The sequence below is a fragment of the Mucilaginibacter ginkgonis genome, from assembly GCF_009754905.2.
In the GTDB taxonomy this organism is placed as follows: Bacteria; Bacteroidota; Bacteroidia; order Sphingobacteriales; family Sphingobacteriaceae; genus Mucilaginibacter; species Mucilaginibacter ginkgonis.
The window spans coordinates 2398410-2420154 of sequence record NZ_CP066775.1 but is presented as its reverse complement, the minus strand read 5'-3'; the positions used below and the strand labels follow the sequence as shown (position 1 = coordinate 2420154).

The 21745-nt window shown below is 45.3% G+C and carries 17 protein-coding genes and 1 riboswitch; of the genes, 10 read left to right on the top strand and 7 right to left on the bottom strand.

The features are described 5' to 3' along the window. Positions 1–55 precede the first annotated feature (55 nt). Positions 56–337: an ATP-dependent Clp protease adaptor ClpS gene (locus GO620_RS11280; RefSeq protein ID WP_157525463.1), complete on the top strand. Its 282-nt coding sequence runs from the start codon at positions 56–58 to the stop codon at positions 335–337. A 113-nt stretch (positions 338–450) separates the two neighbouring features. On the opposite strand, the gene GO620_RS11275 is transcribed toward GO620_RS11280, so the two are convergent. After that, positions 451–1515 (bottom strand): branched-chain amino acid aminotransferase, encoded by a 1065-nt coding sequence (locus GO620_RS11275; protein ID WP_157525462.1) that lies wholly within the window; start codon positions 1513–1515, stop codon positions 451–453. A gap of 71 nt (positions 1516–1586) precedes the next feature. Continuing rightward, positions 1587–2585, bottom strand: a complete 999-nt coding sequence (locus GO620_RS11270) for a tryptophan 2,3-dioxygenase family protein (protein ID WP_244139404.1) — start codon at positions 2583–2585, stop codon at positions 1587–1589. 38 nt (positions 2586–2623) lie between these two features. After that, a riboswitch (Fluoride riboswitch) is annotated at positions 2624–2690 on the top strand. Between the two features lie 27 nt (positions 2691–2717). On the opposite strand from GO620_RS11270, the gene GO620_RS11265 reads away from it, so the two are divergent. From GO620_RS11265 to GO620_RS11255, 3 genes are all read left to right on the top strand, one after another. Beyond that, positions 2718–4031: a chloride channel protein gene (locus GO620_RS11265; RefSeq protein ID WP_157525461.1), complete on the top strand. Its 1314-nt coding sequence runs from the start codon at positions 2718–2720 to the stop codon at positions 4029–4031. A gap of 29 nt (positions 4032–4060) precedes the next feature. Continuing rightward, positions 4061–4405: a nuclear transport factor 2 family protein gene (locus GO620_RS11260; protein ID WP_157525460.1), complete on the top strand. Its 345-nt coding sequence runs from the start codon at positions 4061–4063 to the stop codon at positions 4403–4405. A 69-nt stretch (positions 4406–4474) separates the two neighbouring features. Next, on the top strand, positions 4475–4960 hold the full coding sequence (locus GO620_RS11255) for a universal stress protein (RefSeq protein ID WP_157525459.1): 486 nt from the start codon (positions 4475–4477) through the stop codon (positions 4958–4960). Here the strand turns inward: GO620_RS11255 and GO620_RS11250 are convergent. Continuing rightward, positions 4957–6249 (bottom strand): HAD-IB family phosphatase, encoded by a 1293-nt coding sequence (locus tag GO620_RS11250; protein ID WP_157525458.1) that lies wholly within the window; start codon positions 6247–6249, stop codon positions 4957–4959. The two genes, GO620_RS11255 and GO620_RS11250, sit on opposite strands and share 4 nt — an antisense overlap. 96 nt (positions 6250–6345) lie before the next feature. Next, positions 6346–7314: an SDR family NAD(P)-dependent oxidoreductase gene (locus GO620_RS11245; RefSeq protein WP_157525457.1), complete on the bottom strand. Its 969-nt coding sequence runs from the start codon at positions 7312–7314 to the stop codon at positions 6346–6348. A gap of 70 nt (positions 7315–7384) precedes the next feature. Between GO620_RS11245 and GO620_RS11240 the strand changes: the two genes are divergently transcribed. From GO620_RS11240 to GO620_RS11230, 3 genes are all read left to right on the top strand, one after another. Beyond that, on the top strand, positions 7385–8569 hold the full coding sequence (locus GO620_RS11240) for a formimidoylglutamase (protein ID WP_157525456.1): 1185 nt from the start codon (positions 7385–7387) through the stop codon (positions 8567–8569). Between the two features lie 48 nt (positions 8570–8617). Then, complete coding sequence (locus GO620_RS11235) at positions 8618–9781, top strand: TlpA disulfide reductase family protein (protein ID WP_157525455.1); 1164 nt, start codon at positions 8618–8620, stop codon at positions 9779–9781. 75 nt (positions 9782–9856) lie between these two features. Then, on the top strand, positions 9857–11008 hold the full coding sequence (locus tag GO620_RS11230) for a TlpA disulfide reductase family protein (RefSeq protein ID WP_198173569.1): 1152 nt from the start codon (positions 9857–9859) through the stop codon (positions 11006–11008). Positions 11009–11174: 166 nt separating this feature from the next. Here the strand turns inward: GO620_RS11230 and purD are convergent, their stop codons facing one another. Beyond that, positions 11175–12449: a phosphoribosylamine--glycine ligase gene (gene purD, locus GO620_RS11225; protein ID WP_157525453.1), complete on the bottom strand. Its 1275-nt coding sequence runs from the start codon at positions 12447–12449 to the stop codon at positions 11175–11177. Between the two features lie 220 nt (positions 12450–12669). Here purD and secA point away from each other — a divergent pair, with 220 nt between their 5' ends. From secA to GO620_RS11210, 3 genes are all read left to right on the top strand, one after another. Then, the gene (gene secA, locus GO620_RS11220) at positions 12670–15978 is read left to right on the top strand and encodes a preprotein translocase subunit SecA (RefSeq protein ID WP_157525452.1); all 3309 of its coding nucleotides are present in this window, start codon (positions 12670–12672) and stop codon (positions 15976–15978) included. 194 nt (positions 15979–16172) lie between these two features. After that, on the top strand, positions 16173–16622 hold the full coding sequence (locus GO620_RS11215) for an SPOR domain-containing protein (protein WP_157525451.1): 450 nt from the start codon (positions 16173–16175) through the stop codon (positions 16620–16622). Positions 16623–16625: 3 nt separating this feature from the next. Next, entirely contained in the window at positions 16626–17810 is a 1185-nt protein-coding gene (locus GO620_RS11210) for a M20 metallopeptidase family protein (RefSeq protein WP_157525450.1), read from the top strand. 87 nt (positions 17811–17897) lie between these two features. Here GO620_RS11210 and asnS read toward each other — a convergent pair whose 3' ends face one another. Beyond that, positions 17898–19334 (bottom strand): asparagine--tRNA ligase, encoded by a 1437-nt coding sequence (asnS, locus tag GO620_RS11205; RefSeq protein WP_157525449.1) that lies wholly within the window; start codon positions 19332–19334, stop codon positions 17898–17900. Between the two features lie 104 nt (positions 19335–19438). Continuing rightward, positions 19439–21646 (bottom strand): hypothetical protein, encoded by a 2208-nt coding sequence (locus GO620_RS11200; protein ID WP_157525448.1) that lies wholly within the window; start codon positions 21644–21646, stop codon positions 19439–19441. Positions 21647–21745: the final 99 nt, after the last annotated feature.

The following is a 21745-nucleotide window of genomic DNA, read 5'->3' as shown; positions in this document are numbered from 1 at the left end:
CATTTGTAACGGCTTTATTATTGTTTTTGAGTAAATTTGTGATTACAAATAGCTTATGCCTACAGAAGTACAGGAAGAGACCTTCACGCTTGAGGAGGTTTTGGCGGGATTAAAGGAAATGCATCGCCTGATATTGTGGAACGACGATGTAAACACGTTTGAGCATGTGATCTGGTGCATGATGAAATACCTGGACTATAACGAATCGCAAGCAGAGAAGATAGCCTGGAAAGTGCACAACGAAGGCAAATGCGCTGTGCTGGAAGGTTCTTTTACCGAAATGGAAGTTTACCGTAAAATATTACAGCAGGAAGGCTTGACTGTGAGTGTCGACTGACGTGCAAATGTGCGGATGTACATTAAAAAAGCGCTTCGGGTATACCAAAGCGCTTTTCTCTTTTATATCAGATGATATGTATTCACCAGAGACAACTCTGTCCTCACTGGCCGTTAAACCACATAATTCCAACCGAACGTATCTTCGGTTTTGCCATAGCGGATGTCGTTAAGCGTACTCAATACCTTCTTTGAAAACTCACGGGTAGAGGCATCGCTTAGCACGAAGTCTTCACCTTCGTAATGCATTGCACCAATAGGGGCTATAGTGGCTGCAGTACCTGCGCCGAAAGCATCGGTCAGTTTGCCGTTACGCGCCCCTTCTACAACTTCAGCAATAGAAATACGACGCTCTTCAACCGGCATGCCCCATGATTTTGCGAGGGAGATAACCGTATCGCGGGTAACGCCGTCTAAGATGGTATCGCGGGTAGATGGGGTAATCAACTTGCCATCAAGCATAAACATTACGTTTGCCGCGCCCATTTCTTCGACATACTTATGCTCTTTAGCATCTGTCCAGATCAATTGATCGAAACCTTCCTCGGCTGCTTTTTTAAACGGTAGCATAGAGCCCCCATAATTACCGGCTGCCTTGGCATAACCAAACCCGCCTTCTGCCGCGCGGGTGTAATGCGTTTCAAACTTGATACGTACCGGCTTTGTAAAATAAGGTCCCACAGGGCCGGTTAAAACAACAAATTTGTAGGTTTTAGACGGTACTACACCCAGGTAAGGGTCAGTAGCGAACATAATAGGGCGGATATATAAAGAATGCCCTGCCTTGGCCGGCACCCAATCACGGTCTACATCTACCAATGCAGCCAGGCTTTGCGTAAACATCTCCTCCGGCAATTGCGTCATGGACAAACGCTCCGCCGATTTGTTAAAACGGATGGCATTTTTATCCGGACGAAAGATAGTAACCCTGCCATCATCATGTTTGTAAGCCTTTAAGCCTTCAAAAAAAGCCTGGCCGTAATGTAAGGCAGAGATTGCCGGGCTTAGATCTAATGGCCCGTAAGGTAAAATTTCGAAGTTCTTCCATTCGCCGTCGGCATAGTCGGCTACCAGCATGTGGTCTGCAAACGTATGCCCGAAAACCAGGTTAGAAAAATCAGTAGTCGCCAGGCGCGACTCTGTGGTTTTGGTTATCTTGATGTCTAAGGTATCTGTCATTGCCTTCTCGTTCTAAAAATGGCAATGTACCTGTTTTCGAGGTAATTTCTTCTAAAACCTAACTGAAAATCCTAAAACCGGGTATGTAATGCTTCTTCAACCCAAGCCTTTCCCCAATTGTCTTTCTCTTCATCGCTCCACAGTTCAGGATAGAATATCCGTTTTTGAAAACGTGGCGGCAGGTATTTTTGCCAGTTGGTACCACCGGTTGCCTTAATTTCTTCGGGCTCGCGGTGCAGGTAGCGCACGGCAGACTTATAATGGGCCAGCGGCCAGTTTACGTTAACAAAAGTGTCCAGGCGGCGTAGCTCCTCTTGTAAGGCTGTGGTATCCTCGCCTTTTTGCTGCAAGTTGCGAAGCAAAAGATTGAAATTATTGTCCCTGCAATCCCTGGCAAGTGTTATGAAGGTTGAACTGTATTTTTTCTCGAACTGCTTTAACGTGAGGGTCTTTTTACCGGTCGATAGTTCAGTAGCCCCAAACTTCCAGTAAATGTATTCGAACTGCTGCTCTGCCGATGCGTTCCTTAACTCCTCGCGTTTGTCTTTAGCGACCAAATTAATAAAGTCTGTAGCATAGATCTCTATCATGCGGTATTGCCCAGACTGAAATCCACTTGCCGGTAGCAGCGACATCCTGAACTTTAAAAATTGTTCTTTCTCCATCCCGTCGACCATTATAGTGAAAGAATTTACCAGCGCGTCAAAATAATTATTGATGCGCTTTAAACGCGCGGTAAAAAACGTAGCTGTCAGATCGTGCGAATTGGCTACTTGCTTACACTCGTGCAACGCCAGTTTAAAATATAGTTCAGTAATCTGGTGATAAATGATAAATATCTCTTCGTCGGGAAAAGGCGTTTTAGGGCTTTGCAGGCTTAACAGCGTGTCCAGATGAATGTAATCCCAATAAGTTAGAAAGTCTGCATACAACAAACCGTCGAGGTAAGATGCCATGTCCTGGCCCATTGCCTCATACTTTTCTTGCAGCAGGTATATCTTATTTTCTATATCGGGCGAAATGCTCATCGGGTTAAAGATAGGGGTTAGCGCAGAAAGATGAAATTTCAAATTCGTCTCTAAAATCCAAAATATTCCTACATTTGCTTATCACGCAAGGCAATGGTGTCCTGCCTAATTGAACCGCTGTAAAAAGCTGATGGCGCCTACTCAGATAAGTTTTATTTATTTGCATGTAGGTGTATGTTCAAAAATTTTAGTTCCGCGTTTCTTTCTTTTATAAGATATATATCGCATTGGGCGATAATGCTCATCCCCGTTGGTATCGTGATCGGCGCAACGGTAGCCTTATTTCTTTGGCTGCTAAACCTGGCTACATTTTATCGCTTTGCCCACGCATGGCTATTGTACCTGTTGCCGGTAGGAGGCATCATCATCCACTTGCTTTACAAATTTTTGGGAAAGTCCGCAGAGCGTGGTAATAATCTTATTATAGAAGAGATACACCAACCCGGTGGCGGCGTACCCAAACGCATGGCACCTCTGATTTTGGTCACCACTATCATCACTCATTTTTTTGGCGGGTCTGCCGGCCGCGAAGGTACTGCTGTGCAGATTGGCGGCAGTATTGCTCATTTCTTCAGCTCTGTTTTTAAGCTTACTGACGCAGACAAAAAGACATTGCTTGCCGCGGGGATGGCTGCCGGTTTTGGTGCAGTTTTCGGAACGCCATTTACAGGAGCAGTGTTCGCTATTGAGGTGCTTACCGTAGGTCGATTAAATTACAAAGCGTTTGTGCCTTGTTTGGTTGCATCATTCGTTGGAGACGCAACCGTAGCAGCAATAGGAGTGCATCACACGGCGTACCACATTAAGATTATTGCACACTCCCCTAAAGAAAATCTTTTTTTAGCAGATGTTATCCTGGGATTGAAAGTGATTATCTGCTCTTCATTATTTGGGCTTGCTGCCCGAGTGTTTGTACTGTCGGCACATTATGTTAAGAGACTTGCAACTGCTTTTATTAAACCCAATTGGCTAATGCCGGTCGTGGGCGGATTCGTAATTATTGGTTTAACGATACTCTTAGGCAAACCCGACTACCTTGGTTTAGGCGTTGAACCGCAATATCTAGGAGCGGTGACTATAGTTTCTGCGTTTCAGCACGGCGGAGCGGATGCGTTAAGCTGGCTTTGGAAGATCGTTTATACGGACATTACGCTTGGTACAGGCTTTAAAGGCGGAGAGGTTACGCCGCTATTTTACATTGGCGCTACTTTAGGTAATTTCCTGGCACAAATACTTAATGCGCCTATAAGTTTGTTTGCTGCTTTAGGGTTCATTGCAGTATTCTCCGGGGCAACCAAAACACCGTTGGCATGCACCATTATGGGTATAGAATTGTTTGGCCCCGATTATGTCTTGTTTTTCGCAGTGGCTTGTAGCATCGCGTATCTGTGCAGCGGCAAAACCGGCATATACTCCGCACAGCGAAAAGCAGATGTGCATATGCTCAAGGCATATTATAGAAAATTTCGTGCAAAAGGTGATAGTTAACCGATTACTTGCACATCCGTAAAATTAATATGGAAAAGCAAGAGATTATAAAGATTATTTACAACGCCTTCAACCGGCGGGATATTGACGCTGTTATGGCATATCTTCATCCCGAAGTAGAGTGGCCAAACGGCTGGGAAGGAGGTTACGTTTATGGGCATGATGCAGTACGAGACTATTGGACGCGCCAATGGGCAGAAATAGACCCAACAGTTGAGCCCGTTAATATTTCGTTCATAAATGATAACGAAATTAACGTTTCGGTAAAGCAATTGGTGAAGGACAAAGCCGGCGCCATACTTTTTGATGGTATGGTACGACACCACTATTATTTCTCGGGCTCATTGGTCACAAAAATGGTTATTTGTAAGTGATGCGCTACTTAAGGCATTAAAGAGCAAACATATTGGCGTTTTGTTTTTTATAGATAAAACCACCCAACCATGATAACCTTTGAAAAAATCTTAATCGCTGTAGACAATGGTCTTGCCGCGGATAGCGCTGCAAAAGTTGGTTTTGAACTCGCAAAAAAATTCAATGCCCATGTCGGCCTCGTGCATATCACAGAGCCGGTGATTGGTGCTCCGGTAATGACAGACTCGACAATGGGTATGCCTATGCAAAACGCGAATGACATTACCAGTGTAGAAATTGCAGAAATCCAAAACGAGGTATCAGACAATATTATCGATCACATCAAAACGAAATATGGCAGCGACCTGCGAGTAAGCGTCTTTACAGAGTTTGGGGCAACTGCCGACGGCATCATCAAATGCGGGCACGATTTTGGTGCAAACATTATTGTGATGGGCAGTCATAATAGATCTGGTTTCGAACGCTTTTTTACCGGCAGTGTTGCGGAAGAAGTTGTTCGAGATGCAGGCATTCCCGTATTGGTTGTTCCCTTGCGTGACGAAAAAGCTGATTAATATAACAGCCTGAATTTTATGGTATTTGGTATAGCTTTAAGCAATTCAAGTACCTCTGTATCATAACCTGTATTCACATCAGTGATCACGTATCCAATCTGTTGATTCGTTACCAAAAATTCCCCTACTATATTTATATCGTGATCCGCGAATACCTCGTTGATTTTGGCTAATATTCCGGGTACGTTTTTATGGATGTGTATCAACCTATGTGCGTTATTAACGCGCGGTGGCTGCAAATCGGGAAAGTTACAACTGGTATGCGTCTTTCCTTCGTTCATGAAAGAGATTACACGTTTCGGAATAAAGTCTATGTTGCGGGGGTTGTATTTGGGGTCGTCAAATATGATCACACCGTTGTCGCAGGCACTTTCTGCCAGTTTTCGGCTGGCTACCCTGCCAAAACAACCTATTACCTTTAATCTCGGCGCATTATCCAGTTGTTCGGGGGTGGGCTGCTTGTCATCTGTACAAAGCAAAACTCCCGCTTCTTGTAAATATGCGTCTTCAATAAGATCGCGGCGCCTAATATTGTAACCTTCTTTTTGTATCTGAGCGATTGCTTCTTTATCCACATTACCCACTATCAAGCATTTGATGCGGTTTTTAGGGTAAGATATCGCGCGTGGCAGGCGGTTAAGGTATAAAAACTCATCAAAGGTTGGCGTAATATGATCTGCTTTTTCCACTACAGACTGGCGCTCTATGTTCTCTGTAAAAGCGAAGAATTTTTTGATGATGCCCGATTCTTTTAATTGAAAATCTGAATACCCGTCACCGATGCCAAAGATGTCACCTTGCAGGTCTAGTTCGCGCAGCAATTTCACCTTGCCGCCTTCCTGCGAAAGCGGGTTTTCGCGGTCATAACCTGTTATTTTATCATGCACGTCAAAAATGAAGGTGTTAGCATAGATGTTTTCTTTTTTAATATGATAATCGCCAACCACCGGAATAATGAACTCTTTAAAGCCTCCGGAAACGATCAATACCTCATCCTGGTGATTTTTAAAGAAAACGCTGTTGCGCGAAAATGATACCGATACTTTTTTGCGCAGATGTCGCACCAGTTGTTTAAGATGCTCGCGGTTGGCCTCCAGCAATTTTACGCGCTGCTCCAGGCTATCAGTAAAAGACAACTTACCTTCCATAGACGCGTTGGTGAGGTCTTCTATCTTTTTGTAGATCAGCTCACGGTCAGGACGATCTTTAAGCGATATGCGTGCCAGTTCGTCAAGCGCCTCAACCTGGGTAAAAGTGCTGTCGAAATCTATGATATAGTACTGCGCCATATTTTACAGAAGTAAGCGTAAAAATGCGAATTATAAAACCTTTCTGCAGATTTATTGAGAAATAAATAATCTTTGAGAAGAATTTATAGAATGCTGCTAAGAAACCTTCAAACGCCGCACTATTTTGTCGACGGTCTCGTTAACAGGCTTAAAACTAAAACCAATAGCTGCTTTTATCTTACTGTTATCAAAATTAAGTTCCTTCGATGCATAGCGTGCGGTAACGGTGTCGAGATTATTATTGCCCGTAAACAGAGCCCCAAAACCCGCGAAGGCACTTGCTATGCTCAGCATCCATGGCTTCGCGTTAATCGTGGGGGGGTTAACACCGAACCTTCCTGCAACGGTTGGAAGAAATTCTTTAAAATACCTGTTCTCAGCACTAATGATAAACCTTTCGTCAGTTATGTTGCTTTCCATCAACGTAATCATGCACTTGGCTGCATCGGCAACGTCCACAAAACCGCAACTACCGCTTGTATAAAAGTTTAAGCCGTTGCGCACTTTCTCAAACAAGCGCCCGCTGCCTTCTTTGCCCGCATCGGCACCAATAATTACTGATGGATTTACAATGACACCATCTAACCCTTCGGCAATGCCGCGCCAAACCTCCATCTCGCTTTCCAGTTTGGAAATAGCATAAGGGTTGCCTACAGGAGTGTCTTCAATAAATGCGTTCTCGTCAATCAGTTTTCCGGGCTTTGCATCGCCAAGAGCGGCAACAGAACTTACATGCACCAGTCGGGCGTTATTTTCAAGGCAAAGGTTAACTATGTTAGCCGTACCTGTCACGTTTGTAAAGATCATCGGCACCTTGTCGGCTTTCGAAAACGAAACCCATGCGGCAGAATGATATACTTGCGTAACACCTTTAAAAGCGTCGGCAAGTGAAGAAATGTCAGTAATATCTGCCGTTACCCAATCAATGCTGTTTTGGTGCAAAATAAGTATTTCCGGAATAACAGAACTTTCGCGGCGGGTACAGCGGATGTGATGGCCGGCTTCCGCAAGTTGCTTCGCCAGTTCGGCGCCTAAAAAGCCGGTCGCGCCGGTAACAAGGATCATGCCTGCCAATTTTTATTTAGAGCGTGCAAATTAATCGAATTAAATGGATATTTGATTTCACAAAAGCCTTATGTCTTTAGCCGACTTTTTAACCCCTATTAATACTGATCAACTAATTCCTGAAAAAGGTTTCAATGCAAGTCAGCTCGGCAGTAAGATAGACGTTTTCACTAACCATTTCCCTGATCTTGAAGAAGCCCGTTATGATATTGCGCTGATTGGTGTGCTCGAAGATCGCAACGCGGTTAATAACGAAGGCTGCGCAGATGGGCCGGATAAGATCCGCGAAAAGTTATACAGCCTTTACGAGGGAAATTATACTATCCGTATTGCAGACTTAGGCAATATTGCCCGCGGAGAAAGTGTTACCGACAGCTACATAGCGCTTAAAACCGTTATAAATGAATTGGTGCGTGCAAATGTTGTACCCATAATTTTAGGCGGTGGCCAGGACCTCACTTACGCGCAGTACATGGCGTATGAGGACCTGGAGATGAAAGTGGACCTGGTGGTGATAGACAAAAGCTTTGACCTGGACGATGAGTTTGAAAGCGCAGGTTTTGAAACCACCTCTGAAGCATTTTTAAGCAAGATACTGTTGCACGAACCTAATTACCTGTTCAACTTTAGCAACCTTGGTTATCAAACCTACTTTACCAGCCAGGAGAGCCTGCGGGTGATGGATAAACTGCTTTTCGACGTTCACCGCTTGGGCGAATTAAGCGGTAATGTTTCTGTTGCAGAGCCGGTGATCCGCAACGCAGGTATGGTAAGCTTCGATGTCGGAGCGATAAAGGCTTCAGATGCTATGGGCAATGGTAATGCGTCGCCAAATGGTTTTTATGGTGAAGAGGCTTGCCAGCTTTGCCGCTACGCCGGATTTAACGACAAGCTTACATCGATCGGTTTTTACGAATACAACCCCAAGTATGACGATAACGGCCGCACAGCGATGCTGCTGGCGCAGATGATCTGGTATTTTATCGAAGGGTTTTACAACCGCAAAAGCGACTTTCCGCTTAACCCGCGTTCGCACTACCTCATTTATAAAACAACACTCAAGCATGAAGAGCATGAACTGGTATTTGTGAAAAGTAAAAAAAGTGACCGCTGGTGGATGCAGGTGCCATATCCGTCTAACGGGTCGGCTAATGAACGCTCACATCTGGTGCCATGCCGCTACGAAGATTACAAAACCGCGGTGGACGGTGAAATGCCCGACCTTTGGTGGCGCACCTATCAGAAATTAAGCTAAGGCAATACCTGCGTTGTTTTCCCGTTTATTTAACCACATCATTTGTAAATGAAAAAGTTAATCCTGCTCGTCAGCCTCTTGACACCTTTGTTTGTCTTAGCACAACAACCTTTAAATTTTGAACTTAACGGAAAGATCGCTAACGCAACGCCCCCGGGTAAAGTTTATTTGATCTATTATGTTGGTGCTAATCAGACGATTGATTCTGCCACGATAAGCCTGGGAGCTTTCAATTTTAAAGGAACAGTTTTGTCGCCGGTGCCGGCATTTTTGGCATTTGATCATAAAGGGGCAGGCCTTGCAAAAATGGATCAGAAAACTGCCGACGTGCTGCCTATTTACTTGGACGCAGGCAGTGCTTCTATTGCAGCGCTCGACTCTATATCAAAGGCAAAGATCACAGGTTCGCAGATCAATGATGATAATGCGCTGTTGTTGGCGCAGGTTGGCACTATACGCGATAAAGCAAAAAAGATCCAGGCAGATGCACAACGTGCTACGCTGGCGCAGCAAAAATCGCCCGAGTTTCAAAACGCCATGCAAGCTAAGTATCAAGCATTACAAAAAGAACAAGAGGGTATCTTAAGTTCGTTCATCAAATCACACCCTAAAAGCTATATCAGTTTATTAGCACTGACATCCTTAGGCGGCCCTTCGGCTGATCCCGGTGTTCTGGAACCTTTATACAATAGCCTCGATCCTGAATTGAGGAATACAGAATCAGGCAAACAATTACATTCAGCTATCACGGGAGCAAAGGCAACAGCTATTGGTGTTACCGCGCCCGATTTTACACAGAATGATGTGGATGGCAAGCCCGTCAAACTATCATCTTTCCGTGGGAAGTATGTGCTGATAGACTTTTGGGCAAGTTGGTGCGGCCCATGCAGGCAGGAAAACCCTAATGTGGTTAAAGCTTACAACCAATATAAAACCAAGAATTTCACCATCCTTGGGGTGTCGTTAGATCGGCCCGGAGCACGTGACGCTTGGGTGAATGCTATTAAAAGTGATGGCTTAGCCTGGACACAGGTGTCAGACCTTAAATTTTGGGATAACGAAGCTGCTGCCTTATATAAGGTGCAGTCAATTCCGCAAAACTTTTTATTAGACCCGCAAGGTAAGATCATTGCGAAAAATCTGCGCGGCGACGATCTAAAAAACAAGCTGAAAGAGATATTTGGTGCGCCCGCAACTCCAAAGGGCGAATAATCGCCGTCTTGTTACATAATTGTGATGATTTATGTCGAAGTGTTTTTTACATTTGAAAATACGTCACCACAAATTATGATCAAACAATTAGTATATACCGCTTTAATTGCCTTGCCAACAGTTGGTTTAGCGCAAAGCAACAACTTTACAATTAAAGGTAAAATTGGCACAGGCAATGCGCCGGCGAAAGCTTATTTAAGGTACCGGGACGGCGACAAGAACATTACAGATTCAGCTGTTTTAAAAAACGGAGCTTTTGAATTTCAGGGCAGCGTAAAAGAACCTGTGCAAGCCGCCTTGTACATCAATGCAAAAGGTGATGGCATGCATTCGCCGTATGATTATACTTCATTATATATTGACAAAGGTGTAACAACTGTTACCAGCGCAGATTCTGCCATTCGTGCCAGCATTACCGGTACCAAAATAGCAGAAGAAGATGCCGCTTACAAAGCCGCTTTGAAACCTGTGTATGCGCAATACGAAGCTTTGGAAGCTAAAAACAAAGGCGTAAGTGATGAGGTAAAAGCATCTGAAGCCTTTGCAAAGCAAAACGCGGCCGCAGAAAAAGCGATAGACAACCAGGAAAACGCGGTAACCAAGAAATTCATACAAGAACATCCCGGTTCGTTGATCAGCCTGAATGCGTTGCGCAGTTATACTTACAGTGCCGATTACGCGGATGTTGAACCTTTGTTTCACAACCTTACTCCGGAACTGCAAGCCACAACCAGTGGTAAAGCTTATGCTGCCCAATTAGACAAATTAAAGGGCGTGGCCTATGGTAAAGTTGCGCCGGAGTTTGCTATGGCAGATACAAACGGCAAGATGGTGGCGCTGTCATCATTTCGCGGTAAGTATCTATTGGTCGACTTTTGGGCAAGCTGGTGCGGTCCTTGCCGCCGTGAAAACCCAAATGTGGTGAAGGCCTTCAACCAATTCAAGGACAGAAACTTTACCATTTTAAGCGTATCGCTTGATCGCCCGAATGCAAAGGATAAATGGTTAGCTGCTATTCATAAAGACGGTTTGGCATGGACCCATGTGTCTGATTTGAAATTCTGGCAAAACGATGCCGCTCAATTATACGGTGTGCAAGCCATTCCGCAGAACTTTTTGCTTGATCCAAGCGGAAAGATCATCGGTAAAAATCTGCGCGGCGAAGACCTGGTCAACAAACTAAACGAGGTTTTAGGCGCAAACAAAAAAGCAACTAAAGCGGAGTAATATTTCTCCAGAACATATGGTTAAATGAAAAGAGACGCAATGTGCGTCTCTTTGCATTTAAAGTTTTTTGTCATTCTGAGCGAAGCGAAGAATCTTATGCGTAATTGCGATACTGAATAAGATTCTTCGCTTCGCTCAGAATGACAACAATTGTTTGTGGTATGGCTTATATCAGATCAAACCCAATATCTTTTCTAAAATATTTACCGTCATAATAAATGCGGCTCGCATCCAGCGTGGCTTGCTGCAAAGCAGTAAACAGATCGTCCTGCAATGATGTGACCGCAAGCACACGTCCGCCTGATGTTTTGATGTCCTCGCCATCGGCATAAGTGCCTGCATGGAAAACCATCGACCCACGCACATTATCCAACCCGGTAATGGTTTTATCTTTCAGATACTCGCCCGGATAACCTCCTGCCACGCAGACCACAGTCGCTGCTATCTTATCTGAAATTACTAATTCTTTTGTGTCAAGGTTGCCATTGGCGACACCTTTTAAAAGATCAACCAAATCCGACTCAATTCTAGGAAGAACGCTTTCTGTTTCGGGGTCGCCCATGCGGCAATTATACTCAATTACAAAAGGTTCACCACCGCAATTCATCAGCCCGATAAAAATGAATCCCTTATAAGGAATGTTATTTTGTTTCAGGCCATCGATAGTTGGAATAACAATGCGCTGCTCTACCTTCTGCATAAATATGGCATCGGCAAAATGCACGGGGGATACCGATCCCATACCACCTGTGTTTAAGCCGGTATCACCTTCGCCAATGCGTTTATAATCTTTGGCTTCGGGCAGTATTTTATAGTTGACGCCGTCTGTCAATACAAAAACGGATAGTTCTATTCCCTGCAGAAATCGTTCAATAACCACTTTGTCGCTCGCAGTACCAAATTTAGCCTCGGTCAGCATTGCGGTTAATTCTTGTTCCGCTTCCGCTAAAGTTGTGCAGATCAGCACACCCTTGCCGGCAGCCAAACCGTCTGCTTTAAGCACCACAGGAAGCCCGGCTGTCGCCAGGTAACTAATGCCTTCTGATAACGTCTCCCGCGTGAAAGTTTGTGAGGCCGCTGTCGGGATATTATGGCGGTTCATAAACTGTTTGGAAAAATCCTTACTGCCTTCCAATTGGGCCCCTTGCTGCTGCGGGCCGATAACGGGGATATGTTTGATCTGCTCATCAGCTAAAAAGTAATCGTGGATGCCTTTAACCAGCGGCTCTTCGGGGCCCACTACTACCATATCAATTTGATTGTCAAGGCAGCATTGCTTTAGGGCGGCAAAGTCGGCGACTTTTATATTTACGTTCATACCAAAAGCAGCAGTACCCGGGTTGCCGGGTGCTATAAATAATTTGTCGCAAAGCGGGCTTTGTGAAAGCTTCCATGCAAATGCACTTTCGCGGCCACCACTGCCAATCAAAAGAATATTCATATTGCGAAGATAGATATTAGAGTCAAGATGCAAGAGCTAAGAATAAAGACACCTCCCGTTGAGATAACCTTTATCATGTTATCAAACCAACTGCCGTCTTGGCTCTTGCTTCTTTGTTCTTTATTCTCATTTGGCTTGAAAACCGTACCTTTACCTGTCATAATGGCTTTTAACGCGTAGTGGCGCAAAAGTTGATTAGCAAGCATCATAATACAATAACATGTTAGGATTTATCAGTAAACTTTTCGGCAACAAGTCGGAGAGGGACTTAAAAAGCATACAGCCTTTAGTAGATAAGGCAAAGGCCGAATTTGAGAAACTTGGCGGTTTAAGCCATGACGAGTTGCGGGATAAAACCTTGGGCTTTAAGCAGATCATTAGCGAAGGTTTAGCAGATATCGATAGCGAGATCGCATCGGCAAAGGAACAAGCCGAAAGCGAGGGCATAGCAGTAGACGAAAAAGTTGAGCTATACACCCGTATAGACAAACTGCAAAAAGACCGCGATAAAAACCTCGAGGAAATTTTGTTGCGAATTTTGCCCGAGGCGTTCGCCGTAGTTAAAGAAACTGCACGCAGATTTAAAGAAAATCCTACAATTGAAGTAACCGCCTGGCAAAGCGACCGCGAGCTGGCGGCACGCAAATCAAACGTTATTATCAAAGGTGATAAAGCCATCCACCATAATACATGGCTTGCTGCCGGTAACCAGGTAACCTGGGACATGGTGCACTATGATGTGCAGCTATTTGGCGGTGTAGTATTGCACCAGGGTAAGATTGCCGAGATGGCCACGGGTGAGGGTAAAACTTTGGTTGCTACCTTGCCTGCTTATTTGAATGCATTAGCCGGCCAGGGTGTGCACATTGTAACTGTAAACGATTACCTGGCACGCCGCGACTCTGAGTGGATGGGCCCGTTATATGAGTTCCACGGATTGACTGTTGATTGTATAGATAAGCACGAGCCGAATTCTGAGGAACGCCGCAAAGCTTACGGAGCTGATATTACTTTTGGTACCAATAACGAGTTTGGTTTTGACTACCTGCGCGATAACATGACGCGTACTCCTGAAGAATTGGTTCAGCGCAAACTACACTTTGCGATGGTGGATGAGGTTGACTCTGTTTTGGTGGATGACGCCCGTACGCCATTGATCATTTCTGGCCCGATCCCTAAAGGCGATCAGCATGAATTTTATGAGTTGAAACCACGCATTCAGCGTTTGGTTGAAGCTCAAAAAGGTTACGTGAACACCGCGCTTAATGAAGCGAAGAAACAGATAAATGACGGAAAAACCGGTACTGATGAAGGTGGCTTGGCATTACTTCGCGCGCACCGCGGTTTGCCAAAAAGTAAAGCGCTCATTAAATTCCTGAGCGAGGGTGCTAACCGTACCGTTCTGCAAAAAACAGAAAATTACTACATGCAAGACCAGGGCAAAGAAATACCCATGGTTGACGCCGAACTGTTTTTTGTGATCGATGAGAAGAGCAACTCCGTTGAATTGACTGAAAAAGGTATCGAACTGATCACCGCGTCGGGCGAAGACCCGCATTTCTTTGTGATGCCTGATGTGGGCAGCGAGGTGGCAGAGATAGAACGCTCTAACCTAAGCACAGAGGAAAAAGTACACCGCAAAGATGAGCTGATGCGCGATTTTTCTATCAAGTCTGAGCGTATCCATTCTATCAATCAATTACTGAAAGCTTATACGCTGTTTGAGAAAGACACTGAATATATTCTTGACGAAGGCAAAGTAAAAATTGTTGATGAGCAAACAGGCCGTGTATTGGATGGCCGCCGTTACTCAGACGGTTTGCACCAGGCGATCGAGGCTAAGGAGAATGTAAAGGTGGAAGACGCAACACAGACGTTTGCTACAATTACCCTGCAAAACTACTTTAGGATGTACCACAAACTTTGTGGTATGACCGGTACTGCCATAACCGAAGCCGGCGAGCTTTGGGAGATCTATAAACTGGACGTGGTTGAGATACCAACCAATCGCACCGCACAGCGCGACGACCGCCAGGACCTGGTGTACCGTACCATGCGCGAAAAGTACAATGCAGTTGCCGACGAGATCGTTAAATTAACGCAAGAAGGCAGGCCTGTACTGGTAGGTACAACTTCGGTAGAAATATCTGAGTTGGTAAGCCGTATGCTGAAACTGCGCGGTATCAAACACAACGTATTGAACGCAAAGCTTCACCAGAAAGAGGCAGATATCGTTGCAGAAGCCGGTAAGGCAGGCACAGTAACCATTGCTACCAACATGGCCGGCCGTGGTACGGATATAAAATTAGGCGAGGGTGTTAAAGAAGCAGGTGGTTTGGCAATTGTGGGTACAGAACGCCACGAGTCGCGCCGTGTCGACCGCCAGTTGCGTGGCCGTTCAGGCCGCCAGGGCGACCCGGGCTCGTCGCAGTTCTTCGTATCATTAGAAGACAACCTGATGCGTTTATTCGGTTCAGAGCGTATCTCCAATTTGATGGTGCGCATGGGTATCGAAGAGGGCGAAGTTATCCAGCATTCCATGATATCTAAATCTATAGAGCGTGCGCAGAAAAAGGTAGAAGAGAACAACTTTGGGATACGTAAACGTTTGCTGGAGTTCGATGACGTAATGAACGCTCAGCGTACTGTTATCTACACTAAACGTAAAAACGCGTTATTTGGCGAGCGCTTGGATGTCGATATCAGCAATACCATTTTCGACGTGGTTGAAGATGTGGTTACAGAATACAAAGAGTCTAACAATTACGAAGGCTTCCAACTGGAGATCATCCGCTTGTTTTCTGTTGATATTGAAATTGGTGCTGATCAGTTTACCGGATCAAGCATCGCGCAGCTTACAGACGAGGCGTTTGCTATCATTACAGATTTTTATGCCCGGAAGCAAGAAGCTATCGCTAACCAGGCTTACCCTGTTTTAAAAGATGTGTATGATCATCGCGGTCAGCAGATAGAAAATATCATTGTTCCGTTTACAGATGGCATTCATGGTATACAAATAGCCGTGCCGCTTAAAAAAGCTGTGGAAAATCACGGTTTAGAAGTATTTAAATCATTCGAGAAAAACGTAACCCTCGAAATGATCGACGATGCCTGGAAAGAACACTTGCGCGAGATGGACGAGTTAAAGCAGTCCGTTCAGAACGCGGTTTATGAGCAAAAGGATCCATTATTGGTTTATAAGTTCGAAGCGTTTGAGCTGTTCCGTGCTATGCTTGCCAATGTGAACAAAGAGATCGTTAGCTTCTTGTTCCGTGGCGGCATACCAACCCAGCAAGAACCTGAAGAGATACAAGAAGCAAGGCCTGCGCCTAAAACGGACATGCGTAAAATGCGCACAACCAAAGCCGAGTTTGAGGATGGTGGCAATGTAGGTGTAGCTGATATGCCCGAAATGCAACAACAAAAAATAAGCCCGGTGCGGGTGGACCCTAAGATTGGCCGTAACGACCCTTGCCCTTGTGGTAGCGGTAAGAAATTTAAAAATTGCCACGGCGTAGGGCAGAATTAATTAAACTGTTAGGTCATGCCGAACTTGTTTCGGCATCCCAGACGGCAAGCGTGCAAGTGCTTAGCAGAATAAAAATAATACTTCATTGCGATGAGCCAACGGCGAAGAAGCAATCCACGATTAGCATAGCCGCTCTGTAAGTAGGAGATTGCCTTGTCGCTACGCTCCTCGCAATGACGCATTTTTAAGATATTATGAAAACAAAAGCCTCTGTTTACAAAGTAATATTACTCTTGGGCGGATGCTTTTTCTTTTACAGCGCTCATGCGCAAATCCGTGGAACGGTCGAGGTGATAAAAGACCCGCGTATTGATACGCTGATCGCTAAACGGTTTACCCGCTTAGGTAAAACTGCCGGTGCGGGTGGTACAAGCGGATTCTCATCATATGGTTACCGCGTGCAGATCTATACGGGTTCTAACCGTACTGAAGCATTTAAGGCTCAGGCTAAATTTCAGGAAGATTATCCCGACGTCCCAACTTACATTTCATACCGCGAGCCAAACTTTAAAGTGCGCATAGGCGACTTCCGCACAAGGCTGGAAGCAGCCAAAATGCAGCAAAATTTAAAGCCGTGGTTTCCGCTAATGTTTATCATCAACGAAAAAATAAATCCGCCTAAATTAACGACAGACACCCCCTGATATATGCTTAAGGAAATTATACAGCAGCACGCCGAGAATATTTATAACGACGTTGTGAGCAATCGCCGCCATTTGCACGCCAACCCCGAATTGTCTTTTAATGAAGTGCAGACCTCTGCTTTCGTTGCTTCGAAACTTGATGAATTAGGCATCCCGTATGAGCGCATGGCTGATAATGGTTTAGTAGGTCTGATAAAAGGCAGTAAACCATCTGACAATGTCGTTGCGCTTCGCGCGGACATGGACGCGTTGCCGATCATAGAGGCGAACGAGGTGGAATATAAATCCAAAAATCATGGTGTAATGCATGCCTGCGGCCATGACGCGCATACATCTTCACTACTAGGCACAGCCACCATCCTTAGCAAAATGAAAGATGATTTTGGCGGGACAGTCAAATTGATCTTTCAACCGGCGGAAGAGAAATTGCCCGGTGGTGCAAACCTGATGATACAGCAAGGCGTGCTAGAAAATCCAAAACCACAAGCAGTGATCGGTCAGCATGTAATGCCTTTTATCGATGCTGGTAAGGTGGGTTTCCGCGCGGGCAAGTATATGGCCTCTACAGACGAAATTTATGTTAAGGTTATCGGTAAAGGAGGGCACGGCGCGCAGCCACAGCAAAATGTAGACCCGGTGATCATAACCGCGCATATGCTGGTTGCTTTGCAGCAAATAGTTAGCCGTTTTGCCGATCCTAAAAACCCCTCGGTATTATCATTCGGTAAAGTGATCGCGAACGGCGCAACCAATGTGATTCCGAACGAGGTTTACCTGGAAGGCACTTTCCGCACCATGGACGAGCAATGGCGTAACGAAGCGCATATTAAAATGAAAAAAATGGCCGAAGGCCTTTGCGAAAGCATGGGAGCGACATGCGATTTTGATATACGTCGGGGCTATCCGTTTCTGATCAACGAAGAAAAATTAACCGCCGAAGTGCGCGCTTACACCGAAGAATATTTAGGAAAAGAAAACGTGCTCGACCTGGATATCTGGATGGCTGCGGAAGATTTTGCTTATTATTCTCAAGTGGCAGACAGCTGCTTTTACCGCCTGGGTACGCGCAACGAAGCACGTGGCATCACCTCATCTGTGCACACACCAACTTTCGACGTAGAAGAGTCGTCATTAATGGGCAGCACCGGGTTGATGGCGTATATAGCTTTGAAAAGATTAGGAAACTAACATTGTTGATTTCACTGATTCCACAAATGATTACACCGATTGTTCTCTTAAATCAGTGTAATCATAATCAATCAGTGAATCGTATTACTAAAATTCCGCGTTTTTTGGGAACCTTGGGAAAGGAATTACATCGCGGATGTTACCCATACCGGTAACAAACAACACCAAACGTTCAAAGCCTAAACCGAAGCCGGCGTGGGGGCACGCACCAAAGCGGCGGGTGTCCAGGTACCACCAAAGTTCCTCAGTTGGGATGCCCATCTCGCCCATGCGTTGCTCCAGTTTTTCCAAACGTTCTTCGCGTTGCGATCCGCCGACAATTTCACCAATACCCGGGAATAAAATATCCATTGCCCTAACTGTTTTACCGTCGTCATTCTGGCGCATGTAGAATGCCTTGATCTCTTTTGGATAGTCGGTCAGGATAACGGGTTTTTTAAAGTGTTTCTCAACCAAATAGCGTTCATGTTCCGACTGCAAGTCGGCACCCCATTCTTCTATGAGGTACTGGAATTTTTTCTTCTTGTTCGGAGTAGAATCCTTCAGGATATCAATCGCCTCGGTATAAGTCAGGCGCTGGAAATCGTTATCGAGGCAAAATTGCAGTTTCTCCAATAAACTCATTTCCGAGCGCTCGTTCTGCGGTTTCTGCTTGTCTTCGTCGGCCAAACGCTGAGTTAGAAACTCAATATCCTCAGCATTATGTTCTAAAGCATAGCTTATGGTATATTTTAGCAGCGCCTCAGCCAGGTCCATGTTGTCTTCCAGGTCATAGAAAGCCATTTCGGGCTCTATCATCCAGAATTCTGCCAAGTGGCGGGTAGTATTGGAATTTTCGGCACGAAATGTAGGACCGAAGGTATAAATGTCACTTAGCGCCATTGCACCAAGTTCGCCCTCTAACTGCCCGGATACAGTAAGGTTGGTGGCCTTGCCAAAAAAATCTTGTTTGTAATCAATCTGTCCGTCATCTGTACGCGGCAGGCGGTCAAGATCAAGGTTAGTTACTTTAAATGCTTCACCGGCACCTTCAGCGTCAGACGCGGTGATGACAGGTGTATGCAGGTAAACAAAGCTACGCTCCTGAAAGAATTTGTGGACCGCGAATGCCAGGCTGTTGCGCACTCGGAAAATAGCACCGAATGTATTGGTACGGAAGCGCAAGTGAGCTATTTCACGTAAAAACTCAAGGCTATGCTTTTTTGGTTGCAGCGGGTATTTCTCAGGGTCGCTGTCGCCCAACACTTCAATAGCGGTTGCCTTGATGTCAAACTTCTGGCCTTTGCCCAGCGACTCGACTAACGTACCGGTGACGCTAAGTGCCGCGCCTGTAGTAATGCGTCTTAGCAGTGTGGGGTCGGTGTTTTCAAAGTCGACAACTATTTGGATATTACTATTGGTTGAGCCATCATTTAAAGCGATAAACTGGTTGTTACGGAAAGTGCGGACCCACCCCATAACTGTAACCTCGATGTTTGTTTGCGTGCTTTCTAATAATGCCTTAACTTTTATACGCTTGCTCATATCCAAAAATTGTGAGCGGCAAAATTACTGATTATAACCTTGATTTCACAGATTAAGGAAAGGATTACGCTGACAGTCAGACTTAGGTTCCCATAACAATTACTTTATGAGTTCCAGGTAATAGAAACCTGCGCATCGCCGGGTACAGTATATTCCAGGTTGCCGCCTTCAACTTTTTTGCATGCGACCTCTTTCCTGTTTGCCAAAACCCTCACTTCAGGCAGCTTGGTCTTATCGGTCTTGATGAGCATAATACGGCAGTTAAGACGTCCATCGCCGGCTAAGCGCAGATGCGCCGGGCTGCTTTTCTTTGCACTGAAATTATAACTCGGATAGTCGGTGAAGATCATAAAATGATCTCCGGGTACGCGCATGTAATGTCTTGGCAGAATGCCGAAGGCGTTGCCCGCGCCATATACTTCCTGTCCCACCGATCCTGATTTTTCCCAGCCATCATGCAGGTCCTCAAGTGCTATCCACAAATTGTGATCTACTTCACCTGTTTTTGGTTTTTCTTCCAGCATTTCTTTAGGCAGCATGGTTGGATAGTAATAAGCTGCCCTCGCAGTAATAAAGCGGATGTACTCTGCGATCAGTAAACGTGCCGACGGAAGTATGTCTACATCCTCTGCCAGGTGCAGCAGGTCATGCAATGCGCAAAAAATCTCCTGCTCTTCGTATACAGCAGTATAGGGTGCGTCGCTCAGAGGATATAGTGCAAAAAATGAGCTAAAGTGTTTTCCATACCCATAGTTACAATCCCAAAGTTTTACGTTTTTAAAAATGTTGGCGATACACAAGTGGCATAGGTCAAGGTAAATATCCTTTTTAGTTTCCTTGTATAAACGCAGCATTGCACCTGTGGTAAAAGCTGTATTGTTTGCCTGGTAAAATAACTCAAAACCTAACCCTTGTAAATGCCTTGCAGATTTCTCAGCTTCGTTGAGATAGCGTTTATCGCCGGTTAGCTCCCAAGCTTGCAGCATTACGTGCGCGTACAAGCCCGGTACATCTTTTTCGCCGCCTTTGCCGGGTTGCGTTTCTGCTTTTACTACTTCGAGTGTATCAATTTTGTAGAAAACAGGCCATGTGTAATTAAAGTGGTGGGCAACTTTGATGGAAAACTCTAAAGAATCAAGAAATAATTTTTTCGCGACTTTATCCCCCTTTAACGCCAGGCGGGACAGGTTCAGGAGCGGATGGTGCAAATACCATGCGTCCATCACCAATGGTTGCTTTTGCTCTTCCGCGCCGTCTAATTGATCTGCTACCTTTGGGTGCCAGCGCATAATAGTGTTATACTTTTCATCATAAAAAGCAGGTAAACCTTCTCTGACCTTATCTATTACTTCCAGGCTTTGGCCGCTCCATTCAACGTAATCTAAAAGCGGCAGCATTACGGCCAGTTGTACCATTACTTCGGGCGGTGTGTCATAGTCAGCCACGTAGGCATTAAAATAATGGTTGCCACCCACCTGCGCCCAGCACCCCGGGCTATCTATAAGGTCATATAGCCCTTTTTCCAATACCTCGGGCCAGTTTATGTATTGCGGATCGGGTTTGGGCATGGCCAGATAAGCCGCAGCAAGCATGTCAAGATACTGTGTGCTGATCTCTGCTTCTGTTTTAGGCGCATTTTCTGCGAACGCGATAAACGCGTTAGAAATGGTATAGGTCTTACCCGCTTGCATGGGTTTGCCTTTAATGGTTGGCGGCAGTGCAAAGCCAATCTCGGGCCATTCACCGCCAACGGTATCCATTGCCGAAGTTTCCGTATCCTGATTATAATCTGCAAGGGCGGTAAGGTTTTGCAGATACATTACAGAACCTCCATTTTTACCTTTAAGACTAAAATACAACTGCCCCGACCTACCGCCAACTTGTTGTACGTAAACCTCGCCATCAGCAAAGTTTTCTTTAGCATTATTGCCTAAGGCGATGATGTCCCGGGGCCAGAAAGGGATCAGCAGATCTTCTGCAGGCTTGAAGGTTGTAGTGTGATGTAAAACCGGCTGGTCTGCTGATGGAAATTCGATTGTGATCTGATAGAGGCCGCTATTCGATTCTAAGTCAATGTCGATGCCACCATCTTTTTCCTTAATGCTCTTTACGCTAAGAATATCAGACGGTCCGTAAGCCAGCCTGAAAGCGATACGGGCGCCTTTTGGCCAGGTAACCATCAGCCAACAGCTATCGTCAGCTAAAACAGTGTTAAACGAGTAGCCGTTTGCTGTTATAAAATTTACGTTCTTATAAGCTGCCTCCCGCAGCTTTTTGTTTGCATTTTGTAACCAGGGAGAAATGGGAGACATGGTTTATATAGTTATACGAAGTACATAAACCCATTGCAAACATTATGGTTTTAAAGCGCATACAACTTTAGGGAATGAAAAAGTGCGTTAAATGCTGAA